A 12,694-nucleotide genomic window follows, 5' to 3' on the forward strand; every position below is an offset into this window, starting at 1 on the left:
TTCCGCGGATCCCGCGGTGCGCGCGGGGTCGCGTGAGTCTGGTCAGTACTTCTTCTCGACCCGGGCGACGACGGCGTGCGGCCGGCCCGGGTGCGGTGCGGTGCAGGCGGCGTACAGGGCCGCGTGGTCCCGGCCGTCCACGGTGGCCGTCGACCAGCCGGCCGCCTCGAAGCGGGAGGCGATGCCGCCCCGCCAGCCGTGGGTCGCGGAGTCGTTGTCGATCACGATCGTGTGCAGCCGCTCCAGGCCGGCCGGGCCGGCGTAGGCGATCGCCTCGTGATTGCTTCCCTCGTCCAGCTCCGCGTCGCCGATCAGTACCCACACGGCCGGATCCGTCAGCCCCTGGGCCCGCAGCCCGAGCGCGCTGCCGACGGCGAGCGGCAGCCCGTGCCCGAGCGATCCGCTTCCGATCTCCACTCCGGGGAGCAGGGTGCGGTCCGGGTGGTGCCCGAGGGGCGAGTCGTACGCGCCGAACCCGCTCAGCCAGTCGACGGGGAAGAACCCCTTGGCGGCGAGGACGGCGTAGTAGGCCATCGGCCCGTGCCCCTTGGAGAGCAGGAACCGGTCCCGCCCGGGATCCTCGGCGCTCCCGGGCCCGACGCGCAGGATCCGGTCGTAGAGCACCCACAGGGCGTCGAGCGTGGAGGTGGCGGCGGGCCCGTGCTTCTCGGCCCCGGTCATGAGGGCCATGAGCGGCCCTAGGTCTTCGTAGCGGAACCCGGTGTCCGCGGCGGCTGCCTGAGTCATGTACCGATCCTTCAACCCCAAGCGCACTTGAGGTCAAGTGCCGTCCGCTGCTCCCGCCGGAGGGAAAGGTGCGCACGACCACCTCCCGAAGTGCGGTATTGTTCTCCTGCGCGTTCAACTAGGGGAAACCCCAGGTCAACGGGCATCGGGACGTGGCGCAGCTTGGTAGCGCACTTGACTGGGGGTCAAGGGGTCGCAGGTTCAAATCCTGTCGTCCCGACTTTGCTTTTAGCAGGTCGGAGGCCGTTCTCTCACACATGGGAGGACGGCCTTTTCCGTGCCCGGAGTCCTGGTGGTCGCGGTGTTGTGGCCCGCCCGGTTCGGGGCTGGTCCGCCATGGTGCTGAACACGGGCGGGGCGGGGGAGCGGGGCTGGTTGAGGGCTTCGTAGGCTGCCTGCCGCGTGAGGTCGCCGTAGCTGTTCGCGGTCGTCGACGCCCGGCAATGCGCGGTCCGGGTCGCCGACCGGCGTCGCTCTCCCTGATGAGCCGGTGCGGTCAGGGCTGCCGGATCGCGGAGACCTCGAACTCCAGCACCACCTTGTCTTCGACCAGGACGCCGCCGCCCTCCAACGCGGCGTTCCAGGTGATGCCGTAGTCCTTGCGGCTGATCGGCACCGAGCCTTCGAATCCGACGCGCAGATTGCCGTACGGGTCCGTGGCGCTGCCCTGGAATTCGAAGTCGATGCTGATCGGCCGGGTGACGTCCTTGATGGTGAGGTCCCCGGTCAGCCGGAAGTTGGCGCTGTCGAGCTGCTCGACGCCGGTGGAGGCGAAAGTGAGGTTGGGGAAGTTCGAGGCGTCGAGGAAGTCGTTGGTGCGCAGGTGGCCGTCGCGCTGCTCGTTGCGGGTGTCGATGCTCGCGGCCTTGATCGTGACGGACACGGAGGACTTGGAGGGGTCCTCGCCGTCGAAGTGACCGCTGCCCTCGAATTCCTTGAACGCGCCGCGGACCTTGGTGACCATCGCGTGCCGGGCCACGCCGTATCCCCAGGCCCGAGGACCTGGTCCGCCGCGCTGTACGCCGTGGCCGGCCCACTCGTCACCGGCACCATGGTGGCGGCGGTGCGTCAGGTCCTGCACGGTCCGTTGCGGCCTGGGCGGACGGTTCGTGGCGCCGGACGTTGGGAGTTACGTCTGGGGCCAGCGCATGGGGAGACGTGTCGCGGTACGAACGAGGTCGGCGACGGCACGGGACCGGCTGTGCGTTGGCCAGGCGATTACGGTGGTGACCGTCGGGGCGTCGAGCACGGGCACGGCGGCGAGGTCCCGGTGCAGTTGGGCTCGGCATGATTCTGGTGAGACCGCGCACGCACGGCCGAGCGCGACGAGCTGCAGCAACTGCGCGTGGTCGCGGACGCGCGGGCCGGGGCCCGGCGGGTAGGTGCCATCGGGGTCAGGCCAGCGCGGCAGGGGCAGGCCTGGTAGCCCGGTGATGTCCGCCATGTGCACATGGGCCCGGACGGTGAGCGGATGCCCGGCCGGCAGGACCACGACCTGACCCTCCGTGCTCAGCTCTTCGGTGTGGAACCCAGCGGTCGAGTCGAACGGCCGGTGCAGCAGCGCCACATCGGCCCGGCCCTCGCGCAGGAGCCGTGACTGTTCGGCCGGGCCGCACAGGATGACCTCGACTGGCACCGCGCCGGGTTCAGCGGCGTACGCCTCGAGCAGCTTCGCCAGCAGTTCTCTGGACGCGCTGGCTTTCGTGACCAGGACCAAGCCAGGACGGCCGGACGCGGCAAGGGCGGCGCGGCGGGTCCGGCGCTCGGCGGCATCGACCGCGGCGAGGGCCGCCCGGCCCTCGGCCAGCAACACCGAGCCGGCTTCGGTCAGCGTGACGCTGCGGCTGGTCCGGTCCAGCAGCGCCGCCCCGAGCCGGCGCTCGAGCTGCTGGATCGCCCGTGACAGAGGCGGCTGTGCGATCCCGAGCCGTTGTGCGGCGCGCCCGAAGTGCAGCTCTTCAGCGACAGCGACGAAATATCGCAGTTCCCGGGTCTCCATACGGCGACGTTACTCCGGATCGATACCTGGACGGTATCGCTGCCCACCCAATCGGTGTTGGACCCCCGCCGGACTCCGGGGCAACCATTGTTCCTATGAGCGAACGGACGATTGCGCTGGTCACCGGTGCGAACAAGGGAATTGGCTTCGAGATCGCCGCGGGCCTGGGAGCCCTCGGATGGAGCGTCGGTGTCGGCGCACGCGACGATCAGCGCCGAAGGGCCGCGGTGGACAGACTGCGCGCGGCGGGCGCCGACGCGTTCGGCGTACCGCTGGACGTGACCGACGACGCCAGTGCGACCGCCGCCGCACGGCTGATCGAGGAGCAGGCCGGGCGCCTCGACGTGCTCGTCAACAACGCCGGCATCTCCGGCGGCATGCCGCAGGAGCCCACCCGGGTCGATCCCGCCACCATCCGGACGGTCGTCGAGACCAACGTCATCGGCGTCATCCGCGTCACCAACGCGATGATGCCGCTGCTGCGCCGTTCCGCCGCACCACGGATCGTGAACATGTCCAGCAGTGTCGGCTCCCTCACCCGGCAGTCAGGAATCGCTGCTGACCGGACGACGGGTCCGGTGGCCGCGGCGTATGCGCCGTCGAAGGCGTTCCTGAACGCTGTCACCCTCCAGTACGCCCGGGAGCTGAGCGGTACGAACATCCTGATCAACGCCGGCTGCCCCGGCTACGTCGCCAGCGACCTCAACGGCTTCCGCGGCGTGCGCACCCCCGAGCAGGGCGCGGCGATCGCCATCAAGCTCGCGACCCTGCCCGACGACGGCCCGACCGGCCAGTTCTTCGAAGACGCTGGCGTGGTGCCCTGGTGATGTGCGCGGCGGTCATCACCCGCCGGGTGAGGCGGCTTCCCCCGCGGTGCCGAGGGGAAGGCACCCGTCGCCCGTCGCCCGCCACCGTCATGCGCATGCTGCACGGACACGACGAGCCCACAACCGTGAGGGAACCCGCGCGCTGACCTGCGGCTCAGCGCTCGGCGTTGTATTCGGCGCGTACTACCGGGACTCCCCGAGGGGTGATTGATCCACGACCGAGACGGCCTCTGCCTGGTGGTTCAATCCTGGGTGAGTTCGGTCAGGGCGTCGAGGCGGGTCGGCGTCCAGCCGAGCTCGAGGCGGGCCCGGGCGCCGCTGAACTGCTGGTCGAGGGCGAATGCCTCCGCGATCGGGCCCATCCGCTGTACGGCCTCGTCGAGGGTCAGCGAATCGATCCTGCCTGGGCATCCGGCGGCGTGGCCCAGGGCTCGGGCGACATCGGCCAGCGGAAGGTTCTGGCCACTGACCCCGGCGTAGACGGCACCGGCCGGGGCGTTCAGGGCCAGGACGTACAGTTCGGCGATGTCGTCCACGTGGATCAGCGCCCAGCGGTTGGTGCCGTCCCCGATGCAGGGCACGGCACCCGCGGTGCGCCCCGGCTCGACGAAGAACGACTGCGCCAGTCCGCCGGAGCGGCCGTAGACCAGCCCCGGCATCACCACCACCGGGTGGTCCCCGGTGCCTGTCCGGGCGAGCACCCGCTTCTCGTTCTCCAGCCGCCAGGCGGTGATGCGCGGCGGGTTCAGCGGGGCGTCCTCGTCGACGACCCCGTCGGTGTCGCCGTACACCCACACCCCGCCCGTGTGCACATAGGGGCCGTTTCCCACACCGTCCTGCAGTGCCTCCGCCGCCGCGCGGTCGACTTCCGCGGTGCCCTCGGCGTAGTCCACGCCGAGGTGGATGACCGCGTCGGCCCGGCGGGCCGCCTCATGGAGGACATCGGTGTCGGTGAGTGCCCCCGCGACCGGGGCGGCACCAAGACCCGACACGGTGCGTGCCGCTTGCTCGCTGCGCGCCAGCGCCGTCACGCCGATGCCGTGCCTGGTCAGTGCCCGGATGGTGGAGCGGCCGATGTAGCCGGAGCCACCTGTGATGAAGATCTGCATCGCTCTGGATCGCTCGCTCTCAGGGTCCTCGTCGGTCGGCGGCGGGGATTGCGTCGCTCCTCAACCCTGGCTCGTGCCGCGGTCGGCGTCCAAGACCTCTTCCGTCAGCGGTGATGCCCACAGGGCATCAGGCATCAGGGCATCAATACTGGGCGGCGGCGGTGTCCGCGAACTCCCTGAGCAGAGGGGAGCTGCGGTCGGCGCTCCAGGCGAGGCAGACCTCGCCCGGGCCGATGTCGTCGATGGGAACGTGCGCGACATCGGCATGGGTGTAATAGACCGCGGTGGAGCGCGGAAGGACGAGGACGCCGCCGGACGTCGCGACGTGTTCGAGCTTCTCCTCGACGGTGGAGAAGGAGGGCCGCGGCCCTGCTCCTTCACCGCCGGTCCGCTCGGGGAGGTCACGCCACTCGGGGACGGCGTCGGGGTCCTGGAGCAACCGCTCGGAGGCCAGATCCGCGATGACGAGGGACTCCTTGCCCGCCAGCCGGTGGTCCGCCGGCAGGACGGCGACGCGGGGCTCCCGGAAGAGCGGGCGCAGCTCCAGACCGCGACGGTCGACGGGCAGCCGTACGAAGCTCACGTCGAGAACGCCCTCGTTCACCCCTTGGACCTGGTCGCCCCATGAGGTGCGTACCACCTGCACGCTCAGCTCGGGATGCCTGGCGGAGAAGGCACGCACCGCGCCGGTCACGCTGATTCCGGGCATGAAGCCGGCCGTGAACGTCGAGGATCCGTGGGCGGCCTGCCGGACCCGGCGGCACAGAGCCCGCGCGCCGGCCAGCAGCGGGCTTGCGTCCTCCAGCAGTTGACGGCCGGCGGCCGTCAACTCGGTGGTCCGCCTGTTCCTGGTGAACAGCTCCGCGCGCAGCTCCTGCTCCAGCGCGCGGATCTGCCGGGAGAGCACCGGCTGCGTGATGTGCAGCCGCTCGGCTGCCCGGCCGAAGTGCAACTCCTCGGCCGAAGGCCGTGCGCGGGGTTACCTCGAAGACCAGGGCCTCGCCCGCGTCGGGATTGACGAACACGCCGTCACCGATGTCGAAATGCCATTCGGTGCCGTACTTCGCCTCCCAGGCGTCGGCGAGCCCGCGCAGCCGGTCAGGATCCGTGACGCGGGCCGCATCGCCCTCGACGACCAGGTCGAAGCCCTCGTGAAGGGTGTTGTTGCCGGTGGTGAGGACGACGTGCGCGTTCGCGCGGAGGTTCTTGGCCTTGCGCTCCTGTGGGCCGGTGCAGAAGTGCAGCGCGCCGCCCGCCCAGACGCCGATCAGCGGGGTGACGTGTGGCCGCGCGTCGGGGCGTACGGTCGTCAGCCAGTACAGCTGCGCTGAGGCCAGTCGGGTGACCGCCTCGGACCACGGCACGGCTGCCGCCATCTCGTGGCTGTAGCGCTCGTCGAGCTCGGCACGGGGTTCCTTGTCGGGCATGGGGTGTCCTCCTGTCGCGGTCACTCACCAGCGTGTGTCCCACTGCCCCGGCCGTCCACCGCGGACGGCGGGCGAGGTGCCGTGGGCGCGGTGAAGGCCATCCTCGTCGACCACCGGCTGGTCGTCGCGACGCTGGGCGGCAGCGCGATGTCGTTTCCGCGCGTGGGGCAGTCCGTGGCCTCCTTCCAGGTCCTCGGCCAGGTCGCGCTGGTACTGGAGGAGTTCGCGGCCGGATTCTCGGGAAAGGCCAGCCCGGTACACCACTTCTGGCACAGCCTCGACATCGCCCACACCCGGTTCTCGGGACGTCACATCGACCAGCTGTCCGATGTCGACAGCGCGTACCGGGCCGGAGCCCGACGAGCCGGCGGGGACGCCGCCGGATTGGCCCGTCCCGGTGGCGTCACCGACCCCCGCCGGCCGCTTCCGCACGAATCCGCCCGAGCAGGCTCCGGGAGGATTGCCTTTCGTGCGTCCGGAGCCGGTCCGGTTCTGATCACCGATTCGTTGGGTGGTCATGAGTTCATTTGATGGCGACGCGCCCTGCCGCGGGATTGCCCGGCGCGCCGTGGTCGGTGCCGCACTCGGCCTCGGGTCGGCCTCGTGGTCGTCCGAGGCGCGTGCCTCGACGCGGGCGGCCTGGGGTCCGGAGATCTTCGGCTGCGAGGAATGGGGTGCCCGGCCCCCCACTGAACCCGTCACGGTGCTCGCGTCACCGCCCCGGCTGATCGTGGTGCACCACACGGCGACGGCCAACGTCGAGGACTACTCCCTGCTGCGCGCCTTCGCCCTCGCGCGGGCGATCCAGACCCACCACATGGACACCAACCGGTGGATCGACACCGGCCAGCACTTCACCGTGAGCCGTGGCGCGTACGTCACCGAAGGCAGGCACCGCAGTCGCGCCGAACTGTCGCGCGGGACCATGCAGGTCCGCTCCTCCCACTGCGTCGGCCAGAACGACGTGGCCGTGGGCATCGAGACCGAGGGAACCTACTCAAGTACGGAGCCACCAGCGGGGCAGTACCAGGCCCTGGTCGCGCTGGGCGCGTACATCTGCGGGCAGTACGGGCTGGATCCGTACGACATCAGAGGGCACCGGGACTTCAACACCACCGAGTGTCCCGGTGACCGCCTGTACGCACTCCTGCCGCGCCTGCGCGAGGACATCGCCACCTTCCTGCGCGGAGACCCCCGAAGCGCGGGATGGACGTACTGACCCCTCAGCCCGGGCTCGTCCCGCCACCCCCGGCGGGACCCCGCCAGACGTCCACGATCGTCGCGAACGAGCCCAGCAGTCCGGCGTCCCGGACCAACGGCCGCAGGACATCGGCGTCGCTCGCGCGCATCCGGAGCACGTCCGCCGGCCGCAGGGTCAGCAGGAGCGGTTCGGCATGCGCGCCGAGCCACTCCCGCTGCCCCAGTTCGTGAGCCAGCCGGAGCAGTCCGATGACCAGCCCCGGCTCCCGTTCGTCCGCGGGCAACGCCTCGAGCAGCGTGCGCCCCCGCTCCAGCACCGCGCTCCCCGGCCCCCACGCCCCCTGCGCCCAGATGGGGGTGCTCCCTGCCTCCCGCAACAGCTGGTGCAGGCGTTCCCGAGGGCCGCGGAACAGCGCCGCGTACCGGCGCACGTGACCGACGAGGGCTTTCAACTCCGCCTCCACCTGCTCCTGCTCCCGATCCCGATCGACCCGCGCCAGCCCGCGGATCACGTACTCCTCGAGCACGGGCCACAGCCCACCCCACTGCGCCCCGTCGCCGGCGGCACCCGGCCGGATCACCTCTACGAGGAGGGAGTGGACGAGTTCCTCCGGCAGCCGGGCGGCGTCATGGACGAGGTGGCGTACGAGGATGTCCGTGACGGCCGGGCGCTCCGGCTCGGGCAGGTGTCGCAGCACGTCCAGGACGTCGGCATAGTGCGGGGCGAGCGGCTGAAGCGTGTCCCGGCACAACAGGGCCATGAGGGCGTGCGCCCCCGACACGGCCCGCCGCTCCTCGTCGACGCGGTACGTGCGCAGGGTGTTCGGCAAGCTCCGCAGGAGAGGTGCCAGAGCATGGAGAACGTGCTGCACGTCCGTGTCGCACAGGAGGGACAACCGCGTGATCAGATCGGCGGCGTCCACCCCTCGTGCGTCGTGGTGAGCACCCGGCCCCAGCACTTCGCGGCGCAGGACCCAGGACACGTCGCCCGCGAGTTCGGTGGTCCCCTGAAGGGAGATCCGCAGGTCGCCCGTGCGGCCACCGCCGGCCGCGTCGGCGGCCCGCTCCACGGACACGGAACGGGCGAAGGCTTCCCAGGACGCCTCACCGAACTGGGAACGCCAGAACTGTGCGCACCGCCACCACCCGTCGACGGGATCCGCAACCGCCAGGAAATCAGAGGCCCGGACGCCGTCTTCGACGACGAGGGCCAGCAGGAGGAGGTTCGCCTCGTAGATCGCGTCCCGTTCGGTGCGCCCGCGATCGGCTGGACGGTACGTGAGGCCGGACGGCCCGTGACCGGTGCGGTCGTCCGTGTGGAACAGGGTCCGCAGGAGCCCCGGCAGTCCGCGGTGCCAGCGCGGTCCGGCTGGTCCGGCCAGTTCCCGGAGGGTGTCGAGGACGTGGGTGCGGTCGCTGAGCGGGACGAACGACAGCAGGGCGCGGAGCACCGTGTCGTCACATTCCGCCGCCGCGGCGGTCATCCGTCCCAGCTCGTCGCAGACCAGCCGGGCGACCAGGTACTCACCGAACGTCGCGTGGAGGAACTCGTACGAGCGCAGGCGTCCCTCCGCGACCACCGCCTGTGCCTCGTGCACGAAGAAGAACCGGCCGAAGAGCAGGGCTGAGCCGGCTTCGCCGAGCAGACCACCGAGATCGCAATCCGCCTCGTCGGCCGTGAGGCTCTGCCTGCGGCGGTTGAACATCCCGATGGCGACCGCGCCCAGTCGCCCGAGCTCCTTCTCGACCGCTTCGGCTTCGGCGGAGGGCGGCAGCGGGTCGTCGTGTTTGACGACCTGGCGTCGGACGAACTCCACCAGGAGCCGCTCGTACAGATCGACGCGGCGGATGTCCCGGCCGCCCAGTCGGCGCAGCGGATTCCCGGCCGCGTCGTACAGCGCGAGCATGAGCAGGAGCAGCGAATGGCGCGCCAGATCCCGGTACGGGCGCACCACGTCCCACGAGAGCGGTTCGACGTCGTGTGTGGCGAAGTAGCGCCGGTTGGCTGCTTGCCAGACCTCCAGCCAGCAGACGATGCGCGCGTCGTCGAAGGGCTCCAGGCGCAGGACGGTGGAGGCCGTGGGGGTCAGTACCTGGTCGGCGACCACGGTTCGGCTCGTCACGATGAAGACGACCGGCCGGCCCAGCTCGTGCTCGCGCTGCTGGAGTTGCTCGATACTCCTCAGGTAGCGCCACTGCCTGCTCATGTCGAGCCGGTCCGCGCCCGCCTGTATCAGCTCGTCCAGCCCGTCCAGCAGGACGACTCGGACGGCCTCGCCGGAGGGCAGCGCGTCAGGCCAGGGCGCCCGCTGCCCGGTCGACCTGAACAGGGCCCACTCGAGTTGTTCCTGGATGTCGAGTTCGGTAGGAACGTGCCGGAGCTCGACGTGCAGGCAGGAGAACTCCGACTGCGGTAATCGGGCCGCGACGAGTTTCATCAGCAGAGACTTCCCCGAGCCCGGGTGGCCGAGCACCAGCAGGGGCGCCTGGGTGGCCTGGTGGCTGAGGAGGTGCGCGGCAAGGAATCCCGCGATGTCCTCCTCGAGGGGTCGGCCGTCCCACCAGATGTCGGCGGACAGCCTCCAGTCGGCCGGGCGTCCGGCCACGCGGAAGGCCGGGTTCACGTAGCCGGCCGCCAGGGAGGGAATCACCGGCCCCGACCCGTCGGCAGCGGCGATCGGTGCCCGGAGGAGTTCCCGCTGCCGCGCGGTGGCCGGGTCGGCGTGGGTGAACTCCTTGAGGAGCACGCCCAGTCCGATGAGTCCGACCCGGTCCGCGGTGGGCTGCTGCCGCTCCGCCCCTTCGTCGGGGTCGTACGTCTCGGAAGTGAGGCGCAGCTCGGGGCAGTCCCAGGTGACCGCCGCGTGCAGGGACTCGTAGCGGCGCAGGGACAGGTGTGCGAGTTCCTCGTGCGACGACCCGCTGAAGCCGCCGAATGCCATGAGGTCGGCGGATGCCGCGTAGGCCGTTGCGATCTCGGCACGGAGTTCGGACGGGGACCGGACGCGGGTGGAGCCGAGCGTCACCCGGCCGAGCTCCTCGAGCACCTGGGCCTGGAGGTCCACCTGCGCCGTCGCCTCGGCGTCGCGTACTGCCCCGAGCCGACCGACCGCGTCGCAGAAGGCGCTGACAAGGAGGACCGTGTCCGCCGCGCACAGCAGCGCTGTCCTCGCGGTGCCGCTGCAGGAACGGACCCGGGCGCCGAAACCCTCAAAGAGTCTGAGCGGCTCGCCGGGTCCCCCGCCGAGCAGGCCGAGCGGTTCCAGGATCTCCGCGTCCATGCGCTGGAAACCGTCCTGGTGGGCCACCAAGACCTCGACGGCGGATTCGAAGTCGAGCGGGACGGCCTCCGGCAGCTCGATGGGCAACCGCTCCTGGGAGTGCCGGTGCCGACGGTGCCGCCGGCCCTCCGCCGTCTCCTGCAGTTCGGCGAGGCGTGCGCGCCACCAGGCCGGATCCAGGACGAGGCTGGGCGGGGAGTGGGAGCCGACCCGGCTGCGGCAGTGGTTCACGATGGGCAGGATCTCGTCCAGTTGGGGCGCCTTCGCGCGCTGGCCGTTCAAGAGCATGGAGACGGCCGAGTCGCTCCGGTTCAGCACCCGGGCGAGCTCCGTCTGCGACACACCGCAGCCGCGCACGGTGCGGCGGAGTGTGGCGCAGAAGTCCGCCACGGCGCCCGTCGCATCCGCCATCCGGTACCCCCCGTTTCAGCTGCTTTCGGGAAATCCGCCGCCAACGTATGTCGTGACCTGTGCCGATGTCCTCGTCTTCGGTCTTCTTCAGTGATCGGCCGCACGGGAGCGGGGTGGTCGCAGACTCGGACCCCGGCCGTACCTGGCGGCCGTCCGAGAGGAAGGAACCCGCGTGCACTGGCTGACCTCACACGCGATCGTGCTGCCTGCCCTGATGTTCACGGCGCTGTTCACCGGCGTGGTCCTCCCGGCCGTGTGGTCCTCGCGTGCGGCTCGCCGCCGTGCCGCGGCGGCCGTGCTGAGCCAGATCCTGATGGCGTTGCGGCGGCGCCGTTGATCGTTCCCCGCGGGGCGGCTGAGCCAGTCGTGGGTGGCTCGCCCTGGCCCGGGCGACCCCAGCGCTGCTGGGGGGTTGGCACTCGGACAGGAGGATCTCGGGGTGTGCGCGATGAGGGGTGCGTCACTAGTGGATCTTGACTCTTGACGGGTGCACGGCACCTCGCAATGATCATGGTTCCCTCGGGTTCGGGGGCACGATCCATGACTTGCACAGAGGATGAAGAACGTACATGAAGCGCCTCCTGATGAAGACCGCGATGGTGACCGCCGCGACGGTCGCCGCAACCCTCATTCCGCTGGCCGGTACCTCGTACGCGGCGGGCTGCTCGGGTGCGGGCTGCGACAACCTCGGTCCCGTCGGGCAGGGTTGTGACGCCGATGCCGTCACCCAGCGGTCCGTCGGCGGTGACCCCCTGAAGGCGGAGCTGCGCTGGTCGGCCAAGTGTCAGGCGGGCTGGGTGCGGGGCAGCGACAACGGCAACGGCAACAACTGGTGGGACCACTACGCCTACATCGAGAAGCACAACGGCATCGGCGGCCCGCTGATCCGCAGCCTCCAGGTCAAGATCCCTGTCGCGGGGTCCGACTGGTCCAACATGGTCGGCGGCACCAACTACTACTACCGCGTCTGCGTGACGACCTCGAGCCCCGACTCGTTCGCCTGCTCCTCCTACTTCTAGCCGGACCGGTCGAGCGGCTGGGGCGCTTGTCAGCCACTTGACGTGATCACGACGGCTCGTCATGATCAAGTGCCCCTCGTCCTGAGGGGTGTGTTCAGAAGACTGCACAAAGGGTGAAGTACGTACATGAAGCGCCTCCTGATGAAGACCGCGATGGTGTCGGCCGCGGCGGTCGCCGCCACCCTCGTTCCGCTGGCCGGCACCTCGTACGCGGCCGGCTGCTCCAACGCGGGCTGCGACAACCTCGGCCCCGTGTCGCAGGGTTGTGACGCCGACGCCGTCACGCAGCGGAGCGTGACCGACGGCGAGCGCAAGGCCGAGCTGCGCTGGTCGTCCAAGTGTCAGGCGGCGTGGGTCCGGGTCACCGACACGGACGGTTCCGGCAGCGACTGGATCCCCAAGTACGGCTACATCGAGAAGCACAACGGCGTCAACGGCCCGCTGATCCGCAGCCTGGCCGTCGCGATCCCCAACCCGGGTTCCGACTGGTCCAACATGCTCGGCGGCAACTACTACTACCGGGTCTGCACGACCCAGGGTGGCAGCGGCGCGACCATCTGCTCCAGCTACTTCTAGCCGGACCGGGCCGTGTCGCGGTAGAGCGCACGCGGTGTTCCAGGCCGCTCTCCCCTCGGGGAGGGCGGCCTTCGCGCGTCCGCGGGGCCGGCGTCGCA

The 12,694-nt window shown here is 70.6% G+C and carries 12 protein-coding genes, 1 tRNA gene and 1 pseudogene; 7 read left to right on the forward strand and 7 right to left on the reverse strand.

Going from position 1 to position 12,694, the window contains the following annotated elements; translation table 11 throughout:
• Nucleotides 1-42: 42 nt before the first annotated feature.
• The gene (locus OG389_RS31195) at nucleotides 43-747 is read right to left on the reverse strand and encodes a transketolase (RefSeq protein ID WP_328301877.1); all 705 of its coding nucleotides are present in this window, start codon (nucleotides 745-747) and stop codon (nucleotides 43-45) included.
• A gap of 146 nt (nucleotides 748-893) precedes the next feature.
• Between OG389_RS31195 and OG389_RS31200 the strand changes: the two genes are divergently transcribed.
• Nucleotides 894-967, forward strand: a tRNA-Pro gene (locus OG389_RS31200).
• 276 nt (nucleotides 968-1,243) lie between these two features.
• On the opposite strand, the gene OG389_RS31205 is transcribed toward OG389_RS31200, so the two are convergent.
• Nucleotides 1,244-1,828, reverse strand: a complete 585-nt coding sequence (locus tag OG389_RS31205; RefSeq protein WP_443059370.1) for a YceI family protein — start codon at nucleotides 1,826-1,828, stop codon at nucleotides 1,244-1,246.
• A 48-nt stretch (nucleotides 1,829-1,876) separates the two neighbouring features.
• Nucleotides 1,877-2,746, reverse strand: a complete 870-nt coding sequence (locus OG389_RS31210) for a LysR family transcriptional regulator (protein WP_328301878.1) — start codon at nucleotides 2,744-2,746, stop codon at nucleotides 1,877-1,879.
• A gap of 95 nt (nucleotides 2,747-2,841) precedes the next feature.
• On the opposite strand from OG389_RS31210, the gene OG389_RS31215 reads away from it, so the two are divergent.
• The gene (locus OG389_RS31215; RefSeq protein WP_328301879.1) at nucleotides 2,842-3,573 is read left to right on the forward strand and encodes an SDR family NAD(P)-dependent oxidoreductase; all 732 of its coding nucleotides are present in this window, start codon (nucleotides 2,842-2,844) and stop codon (nucleotides 3,571-3,573) included.
• 242 nt (nucleotides 3,574-3,815) lie between these two features.
• Here OG389_RS31215 and OG389_RS31220 read toward each other — a convergent pair whose 3' ends face one another.
• The 3 genes and pseudogenes from OG389_RS31220 to OG389_RS31230 all read right to left on the reverse strand — a co-directional run.
• Nucleotides 3,816-4,682: an NAD-dependent epimerase/dehydratase family protein gene (locus OG389_RS31220; RefSeq protein WP_328301880.1), complete on the reverse strand. Its 867-nt coding sequence runs from the start codon at nucleotides 4,680-4,682 to the stop codon at nucleotides 3,816-3,818.
• Between the two features lie 142 nt (nucleotides 4,683-4,824).
• Entirely contained in the window at nucleotides 4,825-5,589 is a 765-nt protein-coding gene (locus OG389_RS31225) for a LysR family transcriptional regulator (protein WP_328301881.1), read from the reverse strand.
• Nucleotides 5,590-5,635: 46 nt separating this feature from the next.
• Nucleotides 5,636-6,109, reverse strand: a pseudogene (locus OG389_RS31230) (pyridoxamine 5'-phosphate oxidase family protein); the annotation flags it as partial.
• Between the two features lie 81 nt (nucleotides 6,110-6,190).
• Between OG389_RS31230 and OG389_RS31235 the strand changes: the two are divergent.
• The gene (locus OG389_RS31235) at nucleotides 6,191-6,640 is read left to right on the forward strand and encodes a DUF5996 family protein (protein WP_328301882.1); all 450 of its coding nucleotides are present in this window, start codon (nucleotides 6,191-6,193) and stop codon (nucleotides 6,638-6,640) included.
• Nucleotides 6,627-7,328 (forward strand): peptidoglycan recognition protein family protein, encoded by a 702-nt coding sequence (locus OG389_RS31240; protein ID WP_328301883.1) that lies wholly within the window; start codon nucleotides 6,627-6,629, stop codon nucleotides 7,326-7,328. The genes OG389_RS31235 and OG389_RS31240 overlap by 14 nt, the downstream gene beginning before the upstream one ends.
• Before the next feature lie 4 nt (nucleotides 7,329-7,332).
• Here the strand turns inward: OG389_RS31240 and OG389_RS31245 are convergent, their stop codons facing one another.
• Complete coding sequence (locus OG389_RS31245) at nucleotides 7,333-11,001, reverse strand: NACHT domain-containing protein (RefSeq protein ID WP_328301884.1); 3,669 nt, start codon at nucleotides 10,999-11,001, stop codon at nucleotides 7,333-7,335.
• 172 nt (nucleotides 11,002-11,173) lie between these two features.
• On the opposite strand from OG389_RS31245, the gene OG389_RS31250 reads away from it, so the two are divergent.
• The 3 genes from OG389_RS31250 (at nucleotide 11,174) to OG389_RS31260 (ending at nucleotide 12,596) form a co-directional block, all read left to right on the forward strand.
• A complete protein-coding gene (locus tag OG389_RS31250; RefSeq protein ID WP_328301885.1) occupies nucleotides 11,174-11,338 on the forward strand; it encodes a hypothetical protein in 165 nt (54 codons plus the stop codon).
• A 232-nt stretch (nucleotides 11,339-11,570) separates the two neighbouring features.
• Nucleotides 11,571-12,020: a hypothetical protein gene (locus tag OG389_RS31255; RefSeq protein ID WP_328301886.1), complete on the forward strand. Its 450-nt coding sequence runs from the start codon at nucleotides 11,571-11,573 to the stop codon at nucleotides 12,018-12,020.
• A gap of 126 nt (nucleotides 12,021-12,146) precedes the next feature.
• Nucleotides 12,147-12,596 (forward strand): DUF2690 domain-containing protein, encoded by a 450-nt coding sequence (locus tag OG389_RS31260; protein ID WP_328301887.1) that lies wholly within the window; start codon nucleotides 12,147-12,149, stop codon nucleotides 12,594-12,596.
• Nucleotides 12,597-12,694 lie beyond the last annotated feature (98 nt).

The organism is Streptomyces sp. NBC_00435 (assembly GCF_036014235.1).
GTDB lineage: Bacteria > Actinomycetota > Actinomycetes > Streptomycetales > Streptomycetaceae > Streptomyces.